The organism is Tepidibacter sp. Z1-5, from assembly GCF_037844525.1.
Taxonomy (GTDB): Bacteria; Bacillota; Clostridia; order Peptostreptococcales; family Peptostreptococcaceae; genus Tepidibacter_A.
Map to the genome: position 1 here is coordinate 28,612 of NZ_JBBMMD010000002.1, position 26,636 is coordinate 55,247.

The 26,636-nt window shown below is 27.4% G+C and carries 22 protein-coding genes and 1 riboswitch; of the genes, 20 read left to right on the forward strand and 2 right to left on the reverse strand.

What is annotated here, in order from left to right; translation table 11 throughout:
* Positions 1-66: 66 nt before the first annotated feature.
* Complete coding sequence (locus tag WJW32_RS00135; RefSeq protein ID WP_340253182.1) at positions 67-2,094, reverse strand: phosphodiester glycosidase family protein; 2,028 nt, start codon at positions 2,092-2,094, stop codon at positions 67-69.
* Positions 2,095-2,121: 27 nt separating this feature from the next.
* Positions 2,122-2,838, reverse strand: coding sequence for a tRNA 2-thiocytidine biosynthesis TtcA family protein (locus WJW32_RS00140; protein WP_340253185.1), 717 nt, complete (start codon positions 2,836-2,838; stop codon positions 2,122-2,124).
* Positions 2,839-3,041: 203 nt separating this feature from the next.
* Here WJW32_RS00140 and WJW32_RS00145 point away from each other — a divergent pair, with 203 nt between their 5' ends.
* The 20 genes from WJW32_RS00145 (at position 3,042) to WJW32_RS00240 (ending at position 26,624) form a co-directional block, all read left to right on the forward strand.
* On the forward strand, positions 3,042-3,485 hold the full coding sequence (locus WJW32_RS00145) for a COG2426 family protein (RefSeq protein ID WP_340253188.1): 444 nt from the start codon (positions 3,042-3,044) through the stop codon (positions 3,483-3,485).
* A 69-nt stretch (positions 3,486-3,554) separates the two neighbouring features.
* Positions 3,555-3,660, forward strand: a riboswitch (SAM riboswitch).
* Positions 3,661-3,827: 167 nt separating this feature from the next.
* Positions 3,828-5,012 carry a methionine adenosyltransferase gene (gene metK, locus WJW32_RS00150; protein WP_340253191.1) on the forward strand — a complete coding sequence of 395 codons (1,185 nt, stop codon included), beginning with the start codon at positions 3,828-3,830 and terminating at the stop codon, positions 5,010-5,012.
* A 528-nt stretch (positions 5,013-5,540) separates the two neighbouring features.
* On the forward strand, positions 5,541-7,763 hold the full coding sequence (recD2, locus tag WJW32_RS00155) for an SF1B family DNA helicase RecD2 (RefSeq protein ID WP_340253194.1): 2,223 nt from the start codon (positions 5,541-5,543) through the stop codon (positions 7,761-7,763).
* Positions 7,760-8,476, forward strand: a complete 717-nt coding sequence (locus WJW32_RS00160) for a ComF family protein (RefSeq protein ID WP_340253197.1) — start codon at positions 7,760-7,762, stop codon at positions 8,474-8,476. The genes recD2 and WJW32_RS00160 overlap by 4 nt, the downstream gene beginning before the upstream one ends.
* 16 nt (positions 8,477-8,492) lie before the next feature.
* Positions 8,493-8,885, forward strand: a complete 393-nt coding sequence (locus WJW32_RS00165; protein WP_340253200.1) for a flagellar protein — start codon at positions 8,493-8,495, stop codon at positions 8,883-8,885.
* Positions 8,886-8,956: 71 nt separating this feature from the next.
* Positions 8,957-9,238, forward strand: a complete 282-nt coding sequence (gene flgM / locus WJW32_RS00170; RefSeq protein WP_340253203.1) for a flagellar biosynthesis anti-sigma factor FlgM — start codon at positions 8,957-8,959, stop codon at positions 9,236-9,238.
* Position 9,239: 1 nt separating this feature from the next.
* Positions 9,240-9,728 carry a flagellar protein FlgN gene (locus tag WJW32_RS00175; RefSeq protein ID WP_340253206.1) on the forward strand — a complete coding sequence of 163 codons (489 nt, stop codon included), beginning with the start codon at positions 9,240-9,242 and terminating at the stop codon, positions 9,726-9,728.
* Between the two features lie 15 nt (positions 9,729-9,743).
* Positions 9,744-11,867, forward strand: a complete 2,124-nt coding sequence (gene flgK / locus WJW32_RS00180; protein WP_340253209.1) for a flagellar hook-associated protein FlgK — start codon at positions 9,744-9,746, stop codon at positions 11,865-11,867.
* A 13-nt stretch (positions 11,868-11,880) separates the two neighbouring features.
* Positions 11,881-13,494 (forward strand): flagellar hook-associated protein FlgL, encoded by a 1,614-nt coding sequence (gene flgL, locus WJW32_RS00185; RefSeq protein ID WP_340253212.1) that lies wholly within the window; start codon positions 11,881-11,883, stop codon positions 13,492-13,494.
* A 375-nt stretch (positions 13,495-13,869) separates the two neighbouring features.
* Positions 13,870-14,295, forward strand: a complete 426-nt coding sequence (gene fliW / locus WJW32_RS00190; RefSeq protein WP_340253215.1) for a flagellar assembly protein FliW — start codon at positions 13,870-13,872, stop codon at positions 14,293-14,295.
* A gap of 1 nt (position 14,296) precedes the next feature.
* Positions 14,297-14,518, forward strand: coding sequence for a carbon storage regulator CsrA (gene csrA, locus WJW32_RS00195; RefSeq protein WP_340253218.1), 222 nt, complete (start codon positions 14,297-14,299; stop codon positions 14,516-14,518).
* Between the two features lie 122 nt (positions 14,519-14,640).
* A complete protein-coding gene (locus WJW32_RS00200) occupies positions 14,641-15,465 on the forward strand; it encodes a flagellin N-terminal helical domain-containing protein (RefSeq protein ID WP_340253221.1) in 825 nt (274 codons plus the stop codon).
* A 108-nt stretch (positions 15,466-15,573) separates the two neighbouring features.
* A complete protein-coding gene (locus WJW32_RS00205; RefSeq protein WP_340253224.1) occupies positions 15,574-17,280 on the forward strand; it encodes a motility associated factor glycosyltransferase family protein in 1,707 nt (568 codons plus the stop codon).
* A 47-nt stretch (positions 17,281-17,327) separates the two neighbouring features.
* The gene (locus WJW32_RS00210; RefSeq protein ID WP_340253227.1) at positions 17,328-18,374 is read left to right on the forward strand and encodes an N-acetylneuraminate synthase family protein; all 1,047 of its coding nucleotides are present in this window, start codon (positions 17,328-17,330) and stop codon (positions 18,372-18,374) included.
* Between the two features lie 17 nt (positions 18,375-18,391).
* The gene (neuC, locus tag WJW32_RS00215; RefSeq protein ID WP_340253230.1) at positions 18,392-19,525 is read left to right on the forward strand and encodes a UDP-N-acetylglucosamine 2-epimerase; all 1,134 of its coding nucleotides are present in this window, start codon (positions 18,392-18,394) and stop codon (positions 19,523-19,525) included.
* A gap of 13 nt (positions 19,526-19,538) precedes the next feature.
* Positions 19,539-20,240: an acylneuraminate cytidylyltransferase family protein gene (locus WJW32_RS00220; protein WP_340253233.1), complete on the forward strand. Its 702-nt coding sequence runs from the start codon at positions 19,539-19,541 to the stop codon at positions 20,238-20,240.
* A gap of 108 nt (positions 20,241-20,348) precedes the next feature.
* Positions 20,349-21,398 carry a glycosyltransferase gene (locus tag WJW32_RS00225; RefSeq protein ID WP_340253236.1) on the forward strand — a complete coding sequence of 350 codons (1,050 nt, stop codon included), beginning with the start codon at positions 20,349-20,351 and terminating at the stop codon, positions 21,396-21,398.
* Between the two features lie 19 nt (positions 21,399-21,417).
* Entirely contained in the window at positions 21,418-22,656 is a 1,239-nt protein-coding gene (fliB, locus tag WJW32_RS00230) for a flagellin lysine-N-methylase (RefSeq protein ID WP_340253239.1), read from the forward strand.
* A gap of 28 nt (positions 22,657-22,684) precedes the next feature.
* Positions 22,685-24,805 (forward strand): glycosyltransferase, encoded by a 2,121-nt coding sequence (locus WJW32_RS00235; protein ID WP_340253242.1) that lies wholly within the window; start codon positions 22,685-22,687, stop codon positions 24,803-24,805.
* Positions 24,806-24,872: 67 nt separating this feature from the next.
* A complete protein-coding gene (locus WJW32_RS00240) occupies positions 24,873-26,624 on the forward strand; it encodes a radical SAM protein (RefSeq protein ID WP_340253244.1) in 1,752 nt (583 codons plus the stop codon).
* Positions 26,625-26,636 lie beyond the last annotated feature (12 nt).

The window sequence follows — 26,636 nt, forward strand, 5'->3', positions numbered from 1 at the left end:
TTAAATCTGCACTTCCTCATATTACATACTATGCTGAAAACTATGATATGGTTCTTGTTAAATTTTTTAAAGGAAGAGTTTTTTATAAGTGTATTTTACATCTGTTCCATTTACGTTAATTAAAAGATATCTGAAATCATTTGAGAAACTATTTTTATATACATTATTGTAATCTGGTATACTTATAAATCTTACATTGTCTTCTAATATTTGATTAAATGCATCACCTCTATAAATAACATAGACATTTTTGTCTTTTGAAGCTTTATGTAAAGATTTTTTGAATTCAAGTGCTTCCTCTTTTATTTTTAATGATTCTTTAGAGTTAAGAACTATGAATATATTATCCGCTGTAGTATTTAGTGAATTTCTAAAAAAGTCCCATTGACCAGCTGATTTAAAAAATCCTCCATTTGAACTATTAAGATTTATTATAAGGTTATTGTCTACAGTTTGACTTGCATAAGATTGGTTAAAGTTGTAGTGTGATTTATTTAGTTTTTGTTCAAATACTGTATTTGAATTAGACAATAAGAATAAATTATCTGCATTTTTTTCTATATCCTGTCTATATTTTATATGAATTAGATTATCAAGTAGAGTACTTACTTCATTCATATCACTTAAAAATGCTATATTTATGCCTTCTTCTCCTAGTTCATCTACTAAATTAGGGTCTGTATTAGATTTTCCAATTACAGTTATAGGGATAGAAGCATCTGTACCTCCGTATTCTACATGGATAATACCGTCTCCTGCACTAGTTGGAGTAAATATGTTTTTATTGAATGTACCATTTATTCCTGATACACTAAAATGCATATTTTCAATAGGGATATTAAGTGGATCAAGGTCTGCATCAAATGTATTTATAGTAAGCTTGAATTTATCATTAACATATCCAAAATCATTGTCTGTGAATGCTTGTATAGATGAAAATTCATCTTTTTGGGCTGTTGATTTGATAGCTAAAGAATCAACTATTCTTCTTTCAGCTCCATTTACGAGATTGTTTACTATAGTATCGTTTACTATAAGATCAGTAGATCCTCCTCCGTCAAAAAGCATAGCATCCTTGCAACCTAAAGATTTCATGTAATTAGCAACATCTTCTTCTTGCATTCCTATAACATTAGGAAGTCTTCCGTCTGCTGCAAATAGGATAAGTTTATTATCATAAGTTATACCTAATGCAGACCTTTGGCTTTTACCAGGAACTTTTTGTGTTGGAGGATATAATTGTCCGTCTTTTAATATTAAACTTCCGCCTCCTACTGCAAGGTCTATATTATTTGCATAATCAAGGCTAAATGCAGAATTTAGTTTTAGCTCATCTCCTACACTTAAAGAATTTCTAAGTGTTATACCGTTATTTCCAGCAGCTAATAATACATAACCATTGTCTGGTATTGCAACTGGAGGTTGTCCATATCTTATATCTGTAATGATATTATCTATTACAAGCACTTCGGTAAGGTCGTAGTATGTATCGTTAGCTCCTGGGGAGTTTTTGAAGTATTCATTTGTGTACATTACTATGTTCGCATAATTTTTACTAGGCTTATTTATAGCGGCTATTGGTAGCTGAGTATTTTTTGTTACATCTGATATACTAACATCTGGTTTTATGTAGGTAAAAAATGTGTTTCTATTTTTATCAAATAAGAATGTAGAATATTTATTTGGTTGATAATGAGGGTTTGATAAAACTTTTCCGTTTTTAACCATAGGACCAAGTGAAAATGCCGGATTTGACATACTAAAAAAGTCTGCATTTATAGCCGCCAGTATATCCTCGTTATTTCCATTTGAAGAATCATTTTTTACCATATCGCTAACCTTCTGAGTTTTACTGAATCCATCTTTGTTGAATAATAAATCTAATTTTATATCAGGATTGTCCAAATCTATGCAAACTAGATTTACATTTTGGATACCACTTTCTGTGAAAGAGTATACATTTTTATATGTTACGCCTTTAGCAAGCATCATTTCTTTTTGACTTTCAGTTACCACTGAGTTTGCAAATATATTAGTTGAAGATGAAAGCATAAAAAAACTTGCCAACATAAAGCTTATAAGTTTTTTGTTCATGAAAAATCACTCCTTTATTTATCATATTTAAGGTTTAAACCACAATTGAATTTGTTCTTTATTTTGCATAGCTTTAAGCATTCTCTTTCTAAAATAGGGAACTTTATTTGCGATATCATCTACAATGCTATTTGCAAATTCTCTTTTTGTCTTGCCATCAACAGGGCAAGGGCTTTTGAGAACTGGTAGATTATTATTTTTTACTGATTCTATTATAATGTCCTCTGTTATATATATTAAGGGTCTAATGGTAGTGATATCTATTCTGTCTAGGTATGTAACTGGTTTGAATGTATTAATTCTTCCTTCGTAGAACATACTTAAAAATAGAGTAGATATTCCATCATCAAGGTGATGTCCTAGTGCTATTTTATTTATACCTCTTTTTTTTGCTTCTTCATTTAAAGCTCCTCTTCTCATCTTGGAGCATAATGAACAGGGGTTAGATTCTTTTCTTTCATCGAATACTATTTTAGATATTTCTGTTTTGATTATAGTGTATGGAACATCTATTTCTTTTAAAAATTCTTTAGCAGCATCTAAATTCATATTATCAAATCCAGGGTCTACTGTTATAGCTTCTAGTTCGAATTTATTAGGAGAAAATCTTTGGAATAGCTTAAGTGCGTATATAAGAGCTATACTATCCTTTCCTCCAGAAAATCCTACTGCTATTTTATCGTTATCCTGTATCATGTTGTAATCGTCACAGGCTTGTCTTACTTTCCCGATTATTTTTTTCATTTTGATTCTCCTCTATATGTACTTTCATTCAAGAACTTACCTTATAAAGAATATAATGTAAGTTAAAGTTTTTACTATGTATACAATATTTAAATCCATACAATGAGTTTATATTAAAAATAATAGAAATTCAATTACAATAAGATTAAATTTTAATATATAATAAAGGTATTGAATTTTGTGAATGAGGAGTGACAGTATAAATGATTTCAGAATATATTTATCTAATGATTATATCTATGGTTCCTATAATTGAGCTTAGAGGTGCTATACCTATTGGAATAGTTAAGAACCTTAATCCATTATATGTGTACATAGCATGTGTTATAGGAGCTATAATTCCAGCTCCGTTTTTGATAATGTTTTTTAAGGATTTACTTAAGTGGCTTAAGAAGAACCGATATTTTAAAAAGCTTGGAGATTTCTTAGATAATAAGGTAAATAAGAATAGTGACAAAATAATGAGAAGAAAATTATTGGGCATAATACTATTTGTTGGAATACCTCTTCCGACTACGGGAACATGGACAGCAGCCATGGTTGCCTCTGTTTTCAACATGAGGATTAAAGATGCTGTACTGGGAATTGTTATAGGTAATATATTATCTGGAATAATAGTTTCATTTATTACATTAACTTTTACTTAAATAATGATTGACAAATAAATTTCAAAATAGTATTATGAACTAAGTCAGTTAATTGAATAGAATCTTAATACCTTATTAAGAGAGGTGGAGGGAATAGGCCCGATGAAACCCAGCAACCATCCAGTAATGGAAAATGGTGCTAATTCCTACAAGGCGAAGCTTTGGAAGATGAGGTCTAATTTAAATATAAATTAGTTTCTTCTTTGCGGAAGAAACTTTTTTTATTATAAAAGAATATAATCCAGAAGCTATTAAGTTCTTATCTATAGATTTAATGGCATAGAGTTTTAGAATTTATAGCTTTAGGGCAAAATATATAAATAAAAAATTGGAGGTATTAAAATGGCTAAAAGATTATTTACATCAGAATCAGTTACAGAGGGGCATCCAGATAAAATATGTGACCAAATATCGGATTCAATATTAGATGCATTACTTGAGAAAGATCCTAATTCAAGAGTTGCTTGTGAGACATCAGTTACTACAGGACTTGTTTTAATATCAGGTGAAATATCTACAAATGCTTATGTTGATATTCAAAAAGTTGTTAGAAATAGAATTAAAGAAATAGGTTATGATAGAGCTAAATATGGATTCGATGGAGATACTTGTGCAGTACTTCTTGCTATAGATGAGCAGTCTTCAGATATTGCCATGGGAGTTGATGAAGCACTAGAGAGTAAAGAAGGAAAGATGAAAGATGAAGTTGAAGCAGTAGGAGCAGGAGACCAAGGCATAATGTTTGGATTTGCTTGTGATGAGACAGAAGAATTAATGCCTATGCCTATATCTTTATCTCACAAATTATCAAGAAGATTATCAGAAGTCAGAAAAAATAAAACTTTAGGTTACTTAAGACCAGATGGTAAAACTCAGGTTACAGTTGAGTATGATGGAGATAAGGTTGTAAGAATAGATACTGTTTTAATATCAACTCAACATAGTCCTGATGTGACTAGAGAGCAAATAGAGAAAGACTTAATAGAGCATGTTATAAACCCTGTTATACCAGAAGAATTATTAGTTGATACTAGAATATTAGTTAATCCAACAGGAAGATTCGTTATAGGAGGACCTTGTGGAGATGCAGGTCTTACAGGAAGAAAGATAATAGTAGATACTTATGGTGGATACTCAAGACACGGTGGTGGAGCATTCTCAGGAAAAGATGCTACTAAGGTTGATAGATCAGCAGCTTATGCAGCAAGATATGTTGCTAAGAACATAGTTGCAGCAGGACTTGCTAAAAAATGTGAATTAGAACTAGCTTATGCAATAGGAGTTGCAGAGCCTGTATCTATAATGGTTGAAACATTTGGAACTGGTAAAGTTTCGGAAGAAATACTAGTAGAGCTTGTTAAAAAGCACTTTGACTTAAGACCAGGAGCTATAATAAGAGATTTAGATCTTAAAAAGCCTGTATTCAGACATACAGCAGCTTATGGACACTTCGGAAGAACTGATTTTGACTTTGCTTGGGAGAGAACTGATAAGGCTGAAATACTTAAAAAAGAAGCATTACAATAATATAATTGTTTTATGAAAGAGGCTTGAATAAGCCTCTTTTATTTTTATATGCTTAACCCAAAAATAAGGGTATTAAAATAATTCTTTCTTAGATTATATGTGGGTTATCAAAACTATCTATAAAAATAACGCAAATACAACGATATTTTGAATATAACTAAGCTTTTATCTTATTAACAATCCTAAAATTTACGAACTCCCCTACGGTCAGACACGCAAATTTCTTAACGTATTATTAAACGCTAAAAACTAAGTTATATTAGTCAAAATATCTAAAAATATTTACTAACATTTTTATAGACAGTTTTGAGTATTAATACTTATATCATAAATTCAACCCTACCCCTCTATTAAAATAAAAAAAAATTTTTGCTTAAATACATGAATTTTATTTTGTGTAACATATCTATAAATACAAGATTATAGAATTAAAATTTATGGATAACATGATAAATAAAGAAAGTAAAATATTAAAGCGTGAATTTTTTGATATAATAGTAGTATTATAACTGTTTAGGAGTAGATGCTATGGAGAAAATAAAGGGAATGGTAGTTGAGATTGTATTTAAAAACGATGATAATGGATATACAGTAGCCGCCCTTGAACACTCAAATGATGAAGTTACAATAGTAGGATGTATGCCTACTATAACAGTAGGTGAGACTATTGAACTTGATGGAAAGTGGATAAATCATAAAATGTATGGACCACAGTTTGAAGTGAGTTCATTTATTCCTTGTACACCTGAATCTGAGGAAGGAATATACATATATTTATCATCAGGAATGATAAAAGGTATAGGCCCTAAAATGGCTAGGAAAATAGTAGAGACATTTGGACTAAATACACTGGATATAATACAAATGAATCCCGAAAAACTGACTCGAGTTGATGGAATAGGAAAGAAAAAGGCTGAAACAATAGGAAAGAGCTTTCAAGATAATAGAGAACTTAGAAACTTAATAATAAATTTATCAAAGTATGGGATAACGCCTAATTACTGCCTAAAAATATATAAAAAATATAAAAATAAATCTATTCAGATAGTAGAGACAAATCCATATAAACTAGCAGAAGATATAAGAGGGATAGGATTTAAGCTTGCTGATAATATAGCAACAAAAATGGGTATTGATCCTTATTCAAAAGATAGAATATCGCAAGGTATAATATATACACTAACTCAAAGTTTAAGTGAAGGACATACCTACTTGCCTAAGAGTAAACTGATAAAAGAAGCTTCCAAATTACTCGAAATAGAAGATGAATACATAAAAGATATTGTATTTAAGCTTGCACTAGATCAAAAAATTCAAATAGAAAAGGGTCCTGTAGAAGACAATATATATTTGATTCCATATTATATAGCCGAAAACGGAGTTTGCAAGAAATTAATAGAGATTTCTCAATATGAATTCGATGACTTAAAGTTAGATATAAATAAAGAAATATATTCAATAGAAAAAGAAGACAATATAACTCTTGCGAAAAATCAAAAAGAAGCAGTAACGCAAGCTTTGCAAAAAGGAGTTTTGGTAGTAACTGGAGGTCCTGGAACTGGAAAGACTACTACAATAAATACTATAATAAAGATATTTGAAAACTTAAAAATGAATATATATTTAGCAGCACCAACTGGAAGAGCTGCAAAGAGAATGAGCGAGACAACTGGCAAAGAAGCTAAGACAATACATAGACTACTTGAAATGGGGTACTCATCAGAAGATGAAGAACTAATATTTATGAAGAGTGAAGATGATCAACTTGATGCAGATGTTGTTATAATAGATGAGGTATCTATGGTAGATATTTTACTTATGTATAACCTTCTTAAAGCTATAAAAGCTGGAACAAGAGTGATTTTAGTGGGTGATTCGGACCAGCTTCCATCAGTTGGAGCGGGAAATGTATTAAAGGACATAATAGATTCTAATATAATAAAGGTTGTAAAGCTTAACGAAATATTTAGACAAGCAAAAGAAAGTATGATAGTAGTTAATGCACATAAAATAAATAAGGGTGAAAAATTAGATCTTAACGTAAAGGGTAAGGATTTTTACTTTATTCCAAAGTATGAAAAAGAAGATATATTAAAAGAAATAGTAACTCTAGCACATAAAAGACTTCCTGACTATTATAAAATAGATAATTTAAAAGACATACAAATATTGTCTCCTATGAGGAAGGGAGATATTGGAGTATTTAATTTGAATTTATGCCTTCAAAATGTTCTAAATCCAAATGACAAATTTAAAGTAGAAGAAAAGTTTCAGAAAAGGACATTTAGAGTAGGCGATAAAGTAATGCAAATAAAAAATAATTATACAAAGAAATGGAAAAATGATGATGAGACAAAAGATGGTGAAGGCGTATATAATGGAGATATAGGATATATATATCATATAGATAAAGAAGAAAAAATAGTATATATATTATTTGATGAATATAAAATTGCACAATACGATTATAATGAACTAGATGAAATAGATCATAGTTTTTGTACTACAATACATAAAAGTCAAGGAAGTGAATTTCCTGTAGTAATAATACCTATAACATGGGCTCCTCCTATGCTTTTAACTAGAAATCTTTTATATACAGCGGTTACAAGAGCTAAAGAATTAGTAGTTTTAGTTGGAGATATTAAATACTTGGACTATATGGTTAAGAATAATAAAATATATGATAGATACTCAAACCTTAATATTAAGCTTTCGAGATTTAAAGATGAAGGATTATTAGTAGAATGATAAGTGATTTTATAGATTATATATACCCTAGAAATATAAAATGTATATTATGTAAAAATCCAATAGCAAAGAATAACTCGTACTCTCTTTGTAAAGATTGTTTTTATAAATTAAACTTTATAAATAACGGATGCTTAATTTGTGGGAAACCATTAACTGATTTTTATAAAAAAAATATATGTTCAAATTGTGAAACTAATGAATATATTTTTACAAGAGCTTTATCGTGTGTTGAATACGATGACAATATTCATAAACTTATATATTCGCTAAAATATGGAGCAAAAACTTATCTAGCATATAATATTGCTGAAATTATGAATGATAAGTTAAAATATGAAGGTATAGACTTTGATTATATTATACCTGTACCACTTCATAAGAAAAGGTTGAGAAAAAGAGGATATAATCAATCACTGCTTATATCTAAACAATTATCAAAAATTAATAAAAAAGAAGTATTAGATATAGTTATTAGGAATAAGAATACTCAATTTTTATCAAAGTTGTCCAAGAAAGAAAGAATAAAAAAACTAAAAAATATATTTACCTTAGATGAAAATACGAATAAAATATATAAAAAAGATTTATTAATAGTCGATGATATATTTACAACAGGTACTACAGTTAATGAAATATCTAAAAAATTATTAAATTCTGGAGCGAATAGAATATATGTAATTACATTTGCAACAGGTAAAAATATATATTAAAAAGGAGGAATATTAAATGAATCTTATAAATTGCAAAGAATGCGGTAGAATGTTTGGAAGTCAAAATGGAGAACTTTATTGTTCTAAATGCAGAGTTGATGATAATGCTGATTTTAAAAAAGTAAGAGAGTATTTATATGATAATCCAGGTGCAACTGTTCAAGAGGTTGCAGAGGAAACTGGAGTATCAGAAACACTTATAATAAAATTTTTAAAACAAGAAAGAATAGAAATAATTGAAGATGGAAATGCTATACTTTTATGTGAAAGATGTGGAAAAAGCATAAGGTCAGGTAGATATTGTGAAGTCTGTAAGGCGGAAATAAAAAAAGAACTTGCCCAAGCAGCTAAATCATTACATGAAAGCAAAGGACCTAAAGTTAAATATCATTCTCATAATAATAAATAAAAATTTATATAAAGAAAACACTCCTTTTAGTCGATAATAGTAGCATAAGATTAATCAAGGGGTGTTTTTTTATGAAAATAAATGGTGTTAATAACATACAAAAAGTTATGAATGCATATAAAACTAATAAAACTCAAAATGTAAATAAACTTTCTTTAAAAGAAGACAAAATAGAGATATCTCAAAAGGGTAAAGAATATAAATTTGCAATGGATTCATTAAAAAATGTTGAAGATATAAGACAAGACAAGGTAAATGATATAAAAATAAGAATAGAAAATGGAACTTATACAATCGATAAGGATAAGCTTGCAAAATCTATGATAAAAGAAGATTTGAATTGGAGAGGTTAATATGAGATCGATAGACTCATTTATACAAGTTTTAAATGAAGAATTACTTATTAACAAAAGTCTTTTAGAAATATCTATAAAAAAGAAGGACCTTATAATAAATAATAATGCGAAAGAACTGTCTAGCTTGATGATAAAAGAACAGAATTATGTTAAGAGAATAATAGAACTTGAAAAGTTAAGAGCGGGACTTACTCTTAATATACAAAAAGAACTTGGCATAGAAAAAATAGATAATATAAAAGAAGTTATAAAAGGTATAGATAAAGAAAAAAGTGTAGAAGTGGATTCTATAGCTAATGAGCTAAGATCGGTATTAAAAGAGCTTGATCATAACAATAGCCTCAATAACAAGCTTTTAGATATTACACTTGAATACTTAGACCTTAATATAAATCTTTTAACATCAAGGGCGGAACCAAAAATATATGGAAAATCTGCAAATGAACAAAAAAATAAAGGTAATAATTTTTTTGATACAAAGTATTAAAAGGAAGGTGTAGTTATGTCTAGTTTTTTCGGATTAAATATAGCAAAATCAGGATTATTTGCAGCTCAAAAATCATTAAATACTGTTGCTCATAATATATCAAATGCAAATACTCGTGGATATAGCAGACAAAGAGTAGAATTAATAGAGAGTAATCCTTTAAGCTCTCCAGGTGGATCGGGAATGATAGGAACTGGAGTAGACTCAAAGCATGTTACTCAAATAAGAAATGAATTCTTAGATATAAAATACAGAGGTGAAAATACAGTATACGGACAATGGGATTGTAGAAGTAAATCTCTTGAAGAAATAGAAGCAATAATGAATGAACCGGGAGATAGTGGAATAAGAAAGGTTATGGATGATTTTTTTAGTTCATTTGAAGAATTATCAAAAAATTCCTCATCAATAACAACTAGAACAGTGGTTAGAGAAAGAGCTATAGCATTCACTAATTCAATAAATCATATGCACTCCCAATTTGAAAACATGTTAAAAGATGCAGATTCAACTATAGAATATACAGTAAATCAAATAAATGGTTATGCAAATGATATAGCGCGTCTTAATGATCAGATATATCAAGCTGAAATGGGAGGTTCTAATGCGAATGATTTAAGGGACCAAAGAAATGTTCTATTAGATGACTTATCAGAACTTGTAGATGTAGAGATAACTGAAGTTAGTCAAGGAAATGATAATCTTTCTAAAAAAATGAGAATAGCTATAAATGGACAACCACTAGTAGCTCACGACAAAGTAGATCCTATTATTATTCAAAAACAGCCTCATAAATATAAAGATGAATTAGGCATAGAATTTGATGTTAGAAATATAGCTTTTAAATCAGGATCGCCTATTAATACAGATAATATAAAAGGAATTTTAAAAGCTCAAATAGATATGAGAGACAATCTTAATGATGTAGACGGAGCTAAAGGAATACCTTATTACATGAAAAAATTAGATGAATTCGTAAATAGATTCGCAGCAGAACTTGATGTTCAACACTTTGCAGGATATGGACTAGACTCAGCTGGAACGGGGAATCTATTCTTTAAAGATAGAGACATATCTAAAGATACAAGTGATACTAGTTTATTTACTGTAAATGAAAAATTAGGACTTAATCAAATACATGATCCTAGTATGAGAACACCTGCTGAAATTAATGGATCTAAGATTGATTTAACTAAAAATTTAGATGGTACACCACCTATTTCAGGGGATGAAAAAGTAACTATAAATGTAGATGGAGAAAACTATGTAATAGATAACACAGCGTTAAAAACCTTAAATGGAACTCAAGATAAAAATAAGGTCAAAGAAATATTTGAAAATGCTACAATTGTTATGACTCCGCCAACTGTACCACCTAGTACCAAAAAGCTGAGTGAGGTAGCAAATATAGTGGTAAACGATAATGGTGGAATATCTATAAAATCAAAGTCTATAGGATCAACATCATCTGTTAAAGTGACTATAGAAGGAACTGATGCTGATAAGGTAGAAGAAGCTATAGGGATGAAATCTACACCAACTGCTATAAATGGAACAGATTCACCAATAATAGCAAACTCTATAAAAGACTACATACAAAAACAAAAAGAAGCAGGAAAAACAGAGAGTGAAGCTATAGAAAAGTGGGAAGATACATATAAAGGATATACTCTAGCATCTGATGATGAGGGAAATTGGTATGAAGTAGAGAAATTATCAGCTAAAGACCTACAAATATCATCAAAAATAGAGAATGATGTAGACTATATAGCAGTTGCAAAAAAACATACTGATGATGGTAAAGGTATAGCAGGAGATAATTCTAATATAAATGCTATTTGGGATTTAAGACATGATGATGGTATGTTTACATGGGGTTCTCCAGATGATTTTATTAAGTCATTAGTTTCAAATCTTGGAGTAGAATCACAGGAGGCCCAGAGGATGGTTAGTAATCAAGCAGTTCTTGTTAGTCAAATAGATAATACAAGACAATCTATATCTGGAGTATCTATAGATGAAGAAATGTCTAATATGATTAAATTCCAACATGCATATAATGCTTCGGCTAGAATGATAACTGCAGTTGATGAAATGATAGATGTTATAGTTAATAGAATGGGAAAAGTAGGTATGTAGGGGGTAATATAATATGAGAGTAACCAACTCTATGATGGTAAATAGAATGATGATGAATATGAATAGAAATTTAAATAAGATGGACAAGCTGTATGAAAATTACTCTACAGGAAAGAAGATACACAGACCTTCTGATGATCCTGTAACTGTAGCTAGAAGCCTTAAACTACATACTGATATAGCGGAAAATGAACAATTTAAGAAAAATATAAACGATGCTTATTCAATGTTAGATAAAACAGAAACATCTCTTAATGAATTAAATTCTGTATTATTGAGAGTAAGAGAACTTACAGCACAAGCATCAAATGGAGTTTTAACAAAAGAGGATACCATAAATATTAAAGCTGAAATAGATCAACTTAAAGAGCAGATAACTAAAATATCTAATGATACATACGTTGGGAGACATATATACTCAGGTTACAAAACAGATAAACCATATATGAATGAAAATGGAAGCTATAATTTAAATATGGAAAAACAAATAAAAACAGATAATTTGAAGTTTCCTCTAACAATAGATGCAACTAATAATACATTTGAAATGGATATAGCTGGACTTAAAGGTGAAGATGGAATTAAGTATACAGGCAAATATGAAGTTAAATTAAATCCTACAACGTACTCTAGTATAGAGGACCTTCAGCAAGAAATAGAGACTAAATTAAATTCATCTATAGGAAGTAAAGGAATAACGAGTATAACAGGTCCTACAACAGGGAACTCTAAAATATCAGCAGGAGAATCTGTAGAAATAAAATTTGATAAGGAACTAGATTCTTCAAGTGAGAATATAATCCAATCTAAAATAGACAAATTGTTTGGAGCAGGAAAGGCAATTGTAAAAATAGACGCTACAGACGCAAGCAAGATTACTATAACTGCTAATTCAGGAGAAGAGTTAGATTTAACTAATGGAAAAGATATATTGTTCAAGGAACATGAATTAAATTTTGAAGATGGAACTAACAACTTAGAAAGTATAGGCATAAGACTTATGAATGCAAAAACTACTATTGGAGATGAAGATAATAACAGTTACTTTAAAGTAAACATAGACAATAAAAGCCTTGTAATCGAAAATAGGAATATGCAAGACGACCAAAAATTTGCATTAAAAATAGATAGCAAAGAACTTAAAGATCAATTAGCTCTTGAAAAATTAAATATAGCTGAAAGCAATGAAAAAGTGAAATACAATATAGGAGTATCTGCTGATTTGGAGATAAATGTAAGGGGAGATCAAGTATTTGGAGCAGTTCTTGATACTGATGATGATGGTATAGGAGATAAAACCCTTATGGACACTATGAATGATCTTATAAGTTATCTTGAAAATGGAGATACAGACAAAATATCTGGAATATTAGATGAAGTAGATGGACATAGAGAAAATATATCCATGTTAAAGAGTGAAATAGGGGCTAGAACAAATACAGCAGAAACAATAAAAAATAGAATAGAACAAACAGAAGTTAACTTCACAAAGCTGCTATCGGAGACAGAGGATACAGATATGGCAGAAGTATCTATGCAGTTTATGACTATGCAAAGCATATATCAAGCATCTCTTAATGTAGGAGCAAAGATTATACAACCAACACTTGTAGATTTTGTAAGATAAATTAATCCCTAAATACTATTTTTAGTATTTAGGGATTCTTAATAACTATATAGTGTTTTAGCGAAAAATGATATTCATTGAAATAATGCTACTTAGTCACGTTTTATAAAACTAATAGATTATGCTTTATAAAATATCCTAAAATTTCTTAAACTCCCTATGGTCAGACAAAGAAGTTTCTTAATGGGTATTTTAACAGCATAATCTAAGTTTTATTGAAAAATACTAACAAAAAAGTAGCTAACATTTCAACGAGCATGATTTTTTTAGATATAGTATTCTTATAATTATGTTAAACCACAAGAATTAGAAATATTAACCATACATTATCATAAAGAAAATTTTAAAAAATAAATTTCGGACGAGGTGATTTGATTGAAACTAAGTACTAAGTATTTTGGTGAAATTGATATAGATGATAGTGAAATAATAAACTTTGAAGGCGGAATGCCTGGGTTTGAATATTTGACTAAATTCATAATAATAAGAGAAGAAGGATCAGCTATAGATTACCTTCAAAGTATAAAAGAAGACATAACTTTTCCTATAATAAACCCATTTTTAGTAAATAAAGAGTATGAATTTAAAATACCTGATAATACTATAAAAAAGCTAGATATAGAAAAACAAGAAGATGTAGAGGTATATACAATAGTTGTTATACCAGAAAATATAAAAGAGATGAGAACGAATCTTCAAGGCCCTATTATTATAAATAATAAATCTAAAAAAGGAAAACAATTAATATTAGATGAAAGATATCCTTTAAGATATATGATATTTGAAAAGGTAGGTGAGTAGTATGCTCATACTTGGAAGAAAATTAGATGAAAGTATAATAATAGATGAAAATATAGAAATAAAAATAATTGGAATATCTGAAGGAAAAGTTAAAATAGGTATAGATGCTCCTAAAGATATTCAAATACTTAGAAAAGAAGTTAAAGAAGCTGTAGTTAATGAAAACAAGCAAGCGATTAAAGAGATAAATATTGATATGCTAAGAAACTTAAATAAAAAGTAAAAAAATTTCAAAAAAACTATAAAGTATTTCAAATAATATTCGATATATAATTTGTAGATAACAATCTATAAAATACATAATTAAAGCAAGGATGCTTTATTAAATTCAAGGAGGAATTTATTATGATTATCAACCACAATATGAATGCAATGAATGCACACAGACAAATGGGTACAGCAACAAGAGCTCAAGGTAAATCTATTGAAAAATTATCTTCAGGACTTAGAATAAATAGAGCTGGAGATGACGCAGCAGGACTTGCTATATCTGAAAAAATGAGAGGACAAATTAGAGGACTTGATCAAGCTTCTAGAAACTCTCAAGATGGTATTTCGTTAATTCAAACAGCAGAAGGAGCTTTAAACGAGACTCATGCTATTCTTCAAAGAATGAGAGAACTTGCTGTACAATCATCAAATGACACAAATGTAACAGCAGATAGAGCTGCATTAAACGATGAATTAACTCAGTTAAAATCGGAAATAGACAGAATAGGAAATAACACACAATTCAATGAACAAGATGTATTAAAAGCTGACTTCAGTGCTAAACTTCAAGTAGGAGCTAATAAAGGTCAAGCTATTACATTATCTTGGAAAAAGCAATTAAAGACTGCTTTAGGAGAAAATGGTGTAGATATAAGTGCTCAAACAGTAACTACAAAAGCTGGGGCTTCTGCTGCTATAGAAAAAATTAACAGTGCTATTGTATCTGTATCTAAATCAAGATCTAAGATGGGTGCACTACAAAACAGATTAGAGCATACTATATCAAATCTTAATAATGCATCTGAAAACTTACAAGGTGCAGAATCAAGAATAAGAGATGTAGATATGGCTAAGGAAATGATGGCTCAAAGCAAGCAAAATATTTTATCACAAGCTTCTCAAGCAATGCTTGCTCAAGCAAATCAACAACCACAAGGAGTACTTCAATTACTAAGATAATTTCAAATGAGCTAAATAATAAATCTCCGAGAATATCTCGGGGATTTATTATTTTAAAATGGGTATAATTTAAATTATAAATCCTTATGTTGAAAAGGAGCAAATTTTATGGATATTATAACAAAAGAATCTTTGAACAAGTTGAATGATTATAAATATGAAGAAGGAATTAAAATAGATTTTAGTAAAGATGAAAAAAGTATTAATAAATTTATTTCTTGCATTGGCAAAATAAACATAGATACATTAATTATTGTTTTTGGATTAGGTACAGGAGAACACATACTTAAATTGATGGATAATATTGGTAAATTCAACAACGTATTAATTATAGAACCTGATATCAGGATATTTAATGCATTCTGCAAATTAGAATATGCAAATCAAATATTAGAAGATAAAAGAATTTCTTTATTTTTATTTGATGAAAAAAGTTTAGAAGATACTTTAATTTATTTTATATCCGAAAGTCAATATGATAATTTAATTTATTTAGACTATGGAAATTATGTTGATTTATACATAGATGAATATAAATTTTTTTTAAAATCGCTTAAAAATGCTTTGTTTTTACAAAAAACAAATGTAATTACAGAGAAAGTTCATAAAGATAATTTTTTTAAAGCCTATATAAATAATATAAAGCATATAACAAGAAGTCAATCTATAAACTTTTTTAAAGATACATTAAAAGGATTGCCAGCCATAATTGTTTCAGCAGGACCATCTCTAGAAAAAAATATAGATAGATTAAAATATATAAAGGACGATTTTGTAATAATATGCGCCAATAGAACCTTTAGTTCTTTAATTGAAAGAGGAATCAAACCAAATTTTGTTTGTTCAATTGATTGCAAAGACGGAATTTATGAAATGATGAAAACTAACATTAATTCAGATGTACCTTTAGTTTTTACAGAAACATCTAATATAAAATTGATGAATGAATATAAAGGAAAGAAAATATTTTTCAAAAATGCTGCTATAGATACTATGGTAGATAGATTGATAAATACTAAGATAGATAGCTTATATGCAGGAGGTTCGGTTGCACATACTTGTACAGATTTTGCTGTTCATTTAGGTTGCAATCCAGTAATATTTATAGGGCAAGACTTTGCATATACTAATAAAAAACAATATGCATCTATGACAAAGACAGAAATAGATATAGAATATAATGAGTTTATTGAAGTAGAAGATATAAATGGAGAAAAAGTTCTAACAACTTATTTTTTGGATAATTTCAGAAAACTAATGGAAGATTATATTCATAAAACCAAAGATGTTTTATTTATAAACAGTACCGAGGGCGGTGCAAATATAAATGGGACAAAAGTAATGGATTTAAAAAATGCATTAAACCAATATAAAAAAGATTTAACCATAGGGAACAAAATTTTCAATACATTAGAAAAAAAAAATAATATAGATAAAAATTTGGTGAAATTAAATTTATATAAAATTTTGGATGAATTAACTTATCTTAAAAATAGATTGAATGAAGGATTAGAATACTGTAAAGAAATATTACAAAATGAAGATACAGTTTTTATAAAAAATCTTCTTTTAAATATATATAAAATTAATAATGAAATAGAAAATAAAGAAGAATTAGATTTTATTAATTTTTTGACATTAGATGTGTTTAATGATGCAGCAAAAAAATTCAGATATATAGAAGAAAAAGATGAAAATAGTTTAGAAGGTACAAAAAAATTAATAATAGGTTTTGAATATTTATATAGAAATTTACTAATTGAAATAGAGAAATCAATTCCTTTAATAAAAGTATGTATAAAAGAAGTTAAATAATATAAATAATGGCTATATGAAAAATTTTCCACTAGGAGGAAAGAATAATGAATAAACCATTTATTCAAATAGGAGATAGAAAAATAGGAGAAAACTATAAACCTTTAGTTATTGCTGAAATAGGTATCAATCATGAAGGTAGTTTGGAAGTTGCAAAAAAAATGGTAGATTCAGCTTATAGTTCGGGAGCAGAAGTTATTAAACATCAAACTCATATAGTAGAAGACGAAATGAGCAAGGAGGCTAAAAAGGTTATTCCAGGTAATACAGATGTATCTATTTATGAAGTCATGGAAAGATGTGCATTAAATAAAGAAGATGAAACTGCATTAAAAGAATATGTAGAATCTAAAGGAATGATTTATCTAAGTACACCGTTTTCAAGGGCAGCTGCAGATAGGCTTGAACAAATGGGAGTGCTGGCGTATAAAATTGGATCAGGGGAATGTAATAATTATCCTTTGATTGAGCATATAGCTTCATTTGGTAAGCCTATGATCGTATCAACAGGAATGAATAATATTGAAAGTATAAGAAAAACAGTTGATATTTTAGAAAAGCATAATATTCAATATGCATTAATGCATACTACTAATTTATATCCAACTCCTTCACATCTAGTAAGGCTTGGAGGAATGCAGGAATTAAAAGAATCTTTTCAAAATGCAGTAATTGGATTATCTGATCATACAGTTAATAACAATTCTTGTTTGGCGGCAGTTGCTTTAGGTGCTTCTATTTTAGAAAGACATTTTACTGATTCTAAAGATAGACAGGGTCCTGATATTATATGTTCTATGACTCCGATAGAGCTAAAAGATTTGATTCAAGGAAGTTTTGAAATTTCACAAATGAGAGGCGGCAAAAAAGAAGCAGCAAAAGAAGAGCAAGTAACGATAGATTTTGCTTTTGCTACTGTAGTAACAATTGATAATATTAAAAAAGGAGAAGTTTTAACAAAAGAAAACATTTGGGTAAAGAGACCAGGAACGGGAGAAATAAAAGCAGAGCATTATAATTCTTTATTGGGTAAACGAGTAAAAAATGATATTTTTAATGATCAACACTTAAAGTGGGAAGATATACAAGGATAATAATAGGGAGTAAACTTATGAAAAGAATATTGTTTCTTACAGGTACTAGAGCCGATTATGGTAAAATAAAGTCTTTGATGAGACGAGTTGAACAAAATAGTGAATTTGAATTAAATATATTTATTACTGGAATGCATATGTTATCTAAATATGGATCTACTTGGAAAGAATTAAAAAAAGATGGATTTAAAAACATATATAGGTTTATAAATCAAAAAGAAAATTCACATATGGATATAGCTTTAAGTAATACTATTATAGGTTTAAGCAACTATGTACACGAGCTAAAGCCAGATATTATAGTAGTCCATGGTGATAGATTAGAAGCACTTGCAGGAGCTATTGTAGGTGCTTTTAATAATATCAAAGTAGTTCATATAGAAGGTGGAGAAATATCAGGCACAATAGATGAATCGATAAGACATGCAGTAACTAAATTTTCACATATACATATGGTGAGTAACGAAGAAGCTAAGAAGAGAATTATTCAATTAGGAGAGAAAGAAGATAGTGTTTTTGTTATTGGCTCACCAGATGTAGATATAATGATTTCGGATAACCTTCCATCTTTAGAACAAGTCAAGGAAAGATATGAAATAGATTTTGAAAATTATTCTATATTAATGTACCATCCAGTTACTACAGAACTTGAAAAATTAAAAGAAAATGTTACAAACTTAATAGATGCTGTAAAGAAATCTAATAAAAATTATATTGTAATTTATCCTAATAATGATGAGGGTAGTGAGATTATACTAAATGAATATAAACAGATTGAATATAATTGTAATTTCAGAATATTTCCTTCTATAAGATTTGAATATTTTTTAACATTATTAAAGCATTGTGATTTTATGATTGGAAATTCTAGTGCGGGAGTAAGAGAAACTGGGGTATATGGTATACCTTCTATAGATGTTGGAAATAGACAACGTGGAAGATATGATATTAATAAGCTAAACAATATATTTCATGTTAATGAAAATAAAAATGAAATAGTACAAGCTATTGAGAAAATAGAAAAAACAGAAGTAATTCAAAACAAAGTTTTTGGCTACGGAGAAAGTGATAAAAAGTTCATAGAAATATTACAAGGTGAAAAGATATGGAATTTACAGATTCAGAAGAAATTTATTGATATTGAATACTAAGGAGATAGAACATATGTATAAAGGAAAAACATTTTTAGGAATTATTCCAGCTAGAGGTGGAAGTAAAGGAATTCCTAGGAAAAATATAGTGAATATAAATGGGAAGCCACTTATACAATATACTATTGATGAATCAAAAAATTCAAAATACCTAGATAGAATAGTTGTTTCAACAGATGATGATGAAATTGCAGATATATCAAAGAAATGTGGGGCAGAAGTTCCAGTTTTGAGACCTAAAGAACTAGCTACAGACAAGGCTAAAACAATAGACGCCGTAATTTATACTATAGAAAAATTAAAGAATCATAATAGTGAGTATGACTATGTAGTTTTATTACAACCTACACAACCTTTAAAAAAAAGCTGGCATATAGACGAAGCAATCGTGAAAATAGTTGATAGTGATAGAGAAAGTTTGGTAAGTATTTCTAAAGCAAAAGAACATCCAATTCTGATGAGAACTTTAGAAGACAATGGTGAAGTGAAAAAATTGATAAAAGTAAATAGCACTATTAGAAGACAAGATTTTCCATTAGTTTATAAAGTAAATGGAGCGATATATATTAATAAGATAAATGATAATTTTACTAAAGATATAAGTCTAAATGATAATAAATTAGCTTACATTATGGATGAAAAATATGATTTAGATATTGATGAACCTATTGATCTGAAAAAATTCGAACTTTGCTGTTCGTTAAATAGTTTATAAATGAAATATATTGATTTGTTTAAAGAAGAATTTAATTAAAAAGTAATTTTTAATAAAAAACAAAGACGATAACATTAATGTAATTACATATTGACTAGGGGGGATTGTATGAATATAAGCTTATGCATGATTGTAAAAGATGAAGAAATGAATTTAAAAAAGTGCTTACAAAGTGTAGTATCTTTTGTAGATGAAATTATTATTGTAGACACAGGATCAACTGATAAGACAAAGGATATAGCTAAGGATTTCACAGAAAAAATTTACGATTTTGATTGGTGTAATGATTTTGCAAAAGCTAGAAATTTTTCATTAGAAAAAGCAAATAATGACTGGATATTAGTTTTAGATGCAGATGAAGTAGTTGCTGATTTTAAGAAGAAAGAATTAGCTAAATATATAGGGGGTAATGATAGGACTGTAGGGAGAATAAAAAGAATAAATATTTTTGAAGATAACATCGGAAGTAAGAGGTATATAGAAAGAGTAAATAGAGTATTTAATAAAAAACATTATCATTACGAAGGAATTATTCATGAGCAAATTATATCTAAAAATAAACAAAACTATAAAATTATAAATGTAGATATAATTGCAGATCATATTGGATATACGAAAGAAGTGATAAAAAATACAGATAAAATCAATAGAAATTTAAAATTATTGAAGGAAAGTATTAAAAAAAATGATAAAGATCCTTATTTATATTATCAATTAGGAAAAACATATTATATGGATAAAAGATATGAAGATGCTTATGGTAATTTTGTTAAAGCATTAAATTTAGATATAGATACAAAGTATGAATATGTACAGGATTTGGTTGAGTCATATGGACATGCTTTAATCAACACAGAAAGATATAAAAAAGCTTTAGAACTTGAAACATATGATTATTTCTATAAAGAAATAATAGATTACAAATTTCTAATGGGATTAATTTATATGAATAACGGATTATTTGAAAAATCGGTGAATAGTTTTATATCTTGTATAGGAGATAAAGAAGGAAAAATAGAAGGGCTTAATTCTTATTTAGCTTATTATAATATAGGAGTAATCTATGAATGTTTGGGATTTATAGAAGAAGGAATTTATTATTATCAAAAATGTGAAAATTATGAACCAGCTAAAAAAAGAATTGATAATTTAAAGTAAACTAAAGGGGATAAAATAAATGATAAGAAAAATGACGTTGAAACCACATAATATAAGAAATTTTTCGTGCATAGGACCAGAGTGTGAAGAACACTGCTGTTATGGCTGGGGAATTTCTATTGATAAAAAAACGTATGAAAAATATAAAAGTGTTAAACAGGCTGATCTAAAGGATTTGATGAAGAAAAATATAAAGCGTAGCGGCGATAAAAAAAATAAACAAAACTATGCATTTATAAAAAAAGATGAAAGTAAATTATGCCCTTTTTTAAATGAAGAGAGACTATGTAATATTCATAAACAATTAGGAGAAGAATATCTTTCAAATACGTGTAGAACTTATCCAAGAAATTATAATATTGTAGATTATGATTTGGAAATATCATTGCTACTTTCTTGCCCAGAAGCAGCAAGATGCATTCTTTTAAATGAAAACAAAATGGAATTTGATAAAGAAGAAGATGTGATTTCGTTACAAACTTATGCAGGAACAGCAATATATCCTATGGATTTGGCACAAGAGAAGGATTCTATAGAAAAGTACTTTTGGAATCTTAGAATATTTACAATAGAGGTTCTTCAAAATAGAGAATATTCATTATGGGAGAGATTAATTATTTTAGGGTTATTTTATGAGAAAGTACAGAAATACTTAGAAGAAGATAATATAGGAGAAATTATAAATTTAATTGATTATTATAAGGAATTACTTTCAAAAATGATGATAAAAGATTCATTGCAGACAATAACACCTAATTATATTGTTCAAATTAGATTGATGAAAACTATTAGCGAATTTAGAGAAAAACTTCCTATTATAAGTGAATCATATAAAGAATGTATAAATGAATTTGTAGAAGGGATTAAATATAGAGAGGATATAGATATTGAAGAAGTAATTAAAAATTATAATGAAGGAGTAGAATTATATTACAAACCATATGTTAAAGATTATGAATATATTTTTGAGAATTATTTAGTTCATTATGTATTTACTAATTTATTTCCACTAAATAATAACAATAATATTTTTGAAAAATATTGTATGATGGTTATTCATTATTCATTAATTAAAATGTATTTAATTGGTATGGGAAATTATCATAAAAAAATAAATAATGAAATTGTTATTAAGCTAATTTATTCTTTTACGAAAGAAATGGATCATAATAATGAATTGCTAGAAATAATTTCAAATGTATTAAAGAAGAATAATTATTTTACAATGGGATATATGGCGATTTTAATTAAAAATTAATTATTAAAGTAGAATTGGAGAGGTTATATTGAAAACAAGTATAATAATCTTAACATATAATAAATTAGATTATACTAAAAAATGTATTGAAAGTATAAGAAAATATACTAATAAAAATGATTATGAGCTTATTATTGTAGATAATAATTCAACAGATGAGACTGTAGGTTGGTTAAAGAAACAAGATGATATAAAGTTAATTTTAAATAAAGAAAATTTAGGATTTCCAAAAGGGTGTAATCAAGGTATACAAATATCTAAAGGGGATAATATACTTCTTTTAAATAATGATGTTGTAGTAACTCCAAATTGGCTTGTAAATCTGAAAACGGCATTATATAGTTCTGATGATATAGGAGCGGTAGGACCTGTATCTAATTCTTGTCCTTATTATCAAACTATTCCTACCGATTATAAAAATTTAGATGAAATGATTGAATTTGCAAAAAAATATAATCTTTCAAATGAAAACAAATGGGAAGAAAGACTAAAACTTATTGGATTTTGCATGTTAATAAAAAAAGAAATAATAAATAAAGTAGGTTTTTTAGATGAGATATTTACTCCAGGAAATTATGAAGATGATGATTATTCAATAAGAATAAAAAGAGCTGGATATAAGCTTATTTTATGTAAGGATACATTTATTCATCATTATGGAGGAACTTCTTTTAAAGTAAGTAAAGGATATAGTGAACTACTTAAAGATAATGAAATTAAGTTTAAGAAAAAATGGGGATTCACATCAAGAGAAAATATGAATATATATTTTGAACTTGTTGATTTAATTAATGAGGATAAAGAAAAAGATTTCAAGGTATTAGATATAGGGTCTGGATGTGGAGCAACTCTTTTATATTTAAAAAATAAATATAAAAATGCTAAAATTTATGGAATAGATAAAAATGAAAAAGCAATAAATAAAGCAAAAGATATTACAAAAACTTATATAGGAGATATAGAATCAATACACTTAGATTCAAACGAAAAATTTGATTATATAATTATGGGTGATTTAATTCAAAAATTAAAAAATCCTTTTGATACGTTAAATAAATTAAAACTATATTTAAAAAATAAAGGAAAAATATTAATTAGCATTCAAAATGATAAGTATATTGACAGAATATACGATAATATTTATGAAAACGAAAAAATAATAAAACAAAATATTCAAATAGAAGATTTATTAGTTCTTATACAAAAATGTGGATACAAAAACATTGATGGTACAAAGATAAAAGTTGATATAAGCGATGAACAGAAAAATATAATTTTTAATATAAAGGACAGCATTTCGCACATAAACAAAGAAGAACTTTTAATAAAAAAATATATTGTTTGTGCAGAAAAGGAAGAATATACAATGAATGAATATTTATTAAATATAGATAATGAAATTAATATTGAACAAAATATAATATCAATTTTAAATATTTTAAAAGAAAATCCAAAAGAAAAAGATAATTTATTACAGATTGTTGATAAAGAAATAAATAAGAAAGTTGAAATATTAAATATTATTGCTACAAAATGCTATGAAAATGAAATATATGACTGCGTTATTCCGCTTCTCCAAAGAGCTTTTGATTATGATAACAGTAATGAAGATATTTTAATTAATTTGGGATTAGTTCTTTATAATATAGGAGAATATGAACTTTCATTATTTTATTTAGAAAAGATAAACAATAAAACTGAAGAAATTATAAGTATAATTGAAGAAATAAATTCAAATGTTATCATTCCAAAACAAAATAAAGAAAGAAATTTAAAGTTTTTACTTAGAAGAATAGAAAATGATATAGAAGTAGAGGAAAGTATAAATAAAATTTTAAATGAAGTAATAAATAAAGAACTAGATTATGAAGAAATTATAGAAAGTATAACGACTAATATAATAGAAAAAGAAAAACTTTTAAATCTATTAGGTATAAAATGTTATGAAAATGAATTATACGACTGTATTATTCCATTTCTTGAAAAAGCTTATGAAATAAATAGTGAAAATATAGATACTATTTACAATTTAGGATGTGTGTTATATAACTTTGGTGAAAAGAAAGTGGCTCTTGAATATTTAGAAAAAATAGAAAATATAGATGATGAGATAGATATGTTTATACAAAGTATAAGGAAAATAGTATAAATCATTTTGTAATTGATATGAAAAACATATAGAAGAATATATAGAAAAATAAAGGGGAAATTTAATTATGAAATTAACAAGAAATTGCTTAGATCCATGGAGTAATGTCATGATTTATGCTAATGGAGATATTGCCTTATGTTGCGCTGCATCTTCTATAGATAATATATATAAATATAACTTAGAAGATTTAGATTTGAATAAAATTTTAAATAGTGATAAGGTTTTTGAATATAGAAATTCATTGTTGACCGGAAAATTAAAAGAAAGTTGTAAAAACTGTACACATAGAAATATGGTTTCTATTAAAAAATTAAAGGAAGAAATAGACAGGAGATATATGAATAATAAACAGGAAGATGAGGGGGATAATTCAACAGAGCATGCTTTCATAGAAATTACTCCAAAATGTAATTTTAGATGCATATATTGTTCACACAGCAATAAACAATTTAGAATAGGACAAGATATGGAGTATACGGTTTTAGATAAAGTTGTAGATCAGTTAGTAAAAAGGAATATAAAAGGATTAACAATGAATGGTTATGGAGAGACAACTACATATAGAGGGTGGCATAAAGTATGTAATAATATTATGAGTAAAATTCCTGAAATAAAGCTTAATCTAATTTCAAATTTTGGTAAGGAATTTAACGAAGATGAAATTGATACATTGTCTAGATTTAATCGAATATCAATTAGTTGTGATACATGCAATCCTAACCTTTATAAAAAATTGAGAAAAGGTGGAAAGCTAGAAAGTCTTATTTCAAATATTGAAAAAATAAAATCAAGATCTTTAGAGAAAAAAAGAAAAAGACCATATTTAGCATTTAGTTGTGTTGTATCAAATTTGAATATTAATGAGCTTATAGATTTTGTGAATTTTGGAATTGAAATAGGAATAGATGCTTTTGAGTTTTGCAATTTAGTTATAGTTCATGGGTCAACAGGAGAAAAAGAGTTATGCAAAATATCAGACCTTACAGATGCTGAGAAGCTTAGAGCAAGGGACACTCTTTTAAAAGTAAAAGAAAAACTAAATAAAAATAAAAAAGGGTGTTATTTTTCAGGTGACTTATATTATCTTTTAGATAAAAAGTGTAGAGAGTTCACTTTTCATGATTTTATGCCTAATAATGAAGATATAGTATATAAAGAAATTTTTATGAACAACCCAAAAGGGTCACAAGAAGTTCATTTAGAACGTTTTTATGAAGGGTTGGATGTTTATTATGGCATTTTTATAAAAACTGGATATGAGCTTCATGTTAATCTTCCAAAAGGACTTTATAAAATGAAGTATAGAGAACTATATAGTGAAAATGAGAATGGAGAAAAAAATATTTTTAAAAGTAAAATAAATGAAATTGACATTTCTAATAATATTACATTTTCATCAACAAAGGGAGAATATACAATATTTGAAGTACTAGAATGTAGACATATAACAGATAACAATATAGATAATAACTATTCTGAAATTATAAATTATGTTATACAATTGTCTGATGTTATAGAAGAAGCATTAATTTATATAAAACAAAATGTTAATAATACAGAGTCTTATGAAGAAATAAAGACTATATTAGAAGATTTAAATATAGCTATAAACACAATTGATAACTCTATGAACCCTATTTATGAAGATATAAAAAATAAAACAAATAAAGATTTGATAATAAACTTTAGTGAAAAGTTAAATTTATTTATTAAATATTTTAATTTAAAAGACTTTAAAAACTCATGTGAAGTTTTAAACAATGAAGTTATAGTTTCTTATTTAAATTGGAAAAATAATATGGAAGATGTTTTATAAAGGAGAAAATTT

Excerpts from the sequence above, each read along its gene's own strand:
- WJW32_RS00135 (WP_340253182.1), bottom strand. The coding sequence starts at position 2,094 with ATGAACAAAAAACTTATAAGCTTTATGTTGGCAAGTTTTTTTATGCTT.
- WJW32_RS00140 (WP_340253185.1), bottom strand. The coding sequence starts at position 2,838 with ATGAAAAAAATAATCGGGAAAGTAAGACAAGCCTGTGACGATTACAAC.
- WJW32_RS00145 (WP_340253188.1), top strand. The coding sequence starts at position 3,042 with ATGATTTCAGAATATATTTATCTAATGATTATATCTATGGTTCCTATA.
- metK (WP_340253191.1), top strand. The coding sequence starts at position 3,828 with ATGGCTAAAAGATTATTTACATCAGAATCAGTTACAGAGGGGCATCCA.
- recD2 (WP_340253194.1), top strand. The coding sequence starts at position 5,541 with ATGGAGAAAATAAAGGGAATGGTAGTTGAGATTGTATTTAAAAACGAT.
- WJW32_RS00160 (WP_340253197.1), top strand. The coding sequence starts at position 7,760 with ATGATAAGTGATTTTATAGATTATATATACCCTAGAAATATAAAATGT.
- WJW32_RS00165 (WP_340253200.1), top strand. The coding sequence starts at position 8,493 with ATGAATCTTATAAATTGCAAAGAATGCGGTAGAATGTTTGGAAGTCAA.
- flgM (WP_340253203.1), top strand. The coding sequence starts at position 8,957 with ATGAAAATAAATGGTGTTAATAACATACAAAAAGTTATGAATGCATAT.
- WJW32_RS00175 (WP_340253206.1), top strand. The coding sequence starts at position 9,240 with ATGAGATCGATAGACTCATTTATACAAGTTTTAAATGAAGAATTACTT.
- flgK (WP_340253209.1), top strand. The coding sequence starts at position 9,744 with ATGTCTAGTTTTTTCGGATTAAATATAGCAAAATCAGGATTATTTGCA.
- flgL (WP_340253212.1), top strand. The coding sequence starts at position 11,881 with ATGAGAGTAACCAACTCTATGATGGTAAATAGAATGATGATGAATATG.
- csrA (WP_340253218.1), top strand. The coding sequence starts at position 14,297 with ATGCTCATACTTGGAAGAAAATTAGATGAAAGTATAATAATAGATGAA.
- WJW32_RS00200 (WP_340253221.1), top strand. The coding sequence starts at position 14,641 with ATGATTATCAACCACAATATGAATGCAATGAATGCACACAGACAAATG.
- WJW32_RS00205 (WP_340253224.1), top strand. The coding sequence starts at position 15,574 with ATGGATATTATAACAAAAGAATCTTTGAACAAGTTGAATGATTATAAA.
- WJW32_RS00210 (WP_340253227.1), top strand. The coding sequence starts at position 17,328 with ATGAATAAACCATTTATTCAAATAGGAGATAGAAAAATAGGAGAAAAC.
- neuC (WP_340253230.1), top strand. The coding sequence starts at position 18,392 with ATGAAAAGAATATTGTTTCTTACAGGTACTAGAGCCGATTATGGTAAA.
- WJW32_RS00220 (WP_340253233.1), top strand. The coding sequence starts at position 19,539 with ATGTATAAAGGAAAAACATTTTTAGGAATTATTCCAGCTAGAGGTGGA.
- WJW32_RS00225 (WP_340253236.1), top strand. The coding sequence starts at position 20,349 with ATGAATATAAGCTTATGCATGATTGTAAAAGATGAAGAAATGAATTTA.
- fliB (WP_340253239.1), top strand. The coding sequence starts at position 21,418 with ATGATAAGAAAAATGACGTTGAAACCACATAATATAAGAAATTTTTCG.
- WJW32_RS00240 (WP_340253244.1), top strand. The coding sequence starts at position 24,873 with ATGAAATTAACAAGAAATTGCTTAGATCCATGGAGTAATGTCATGATT.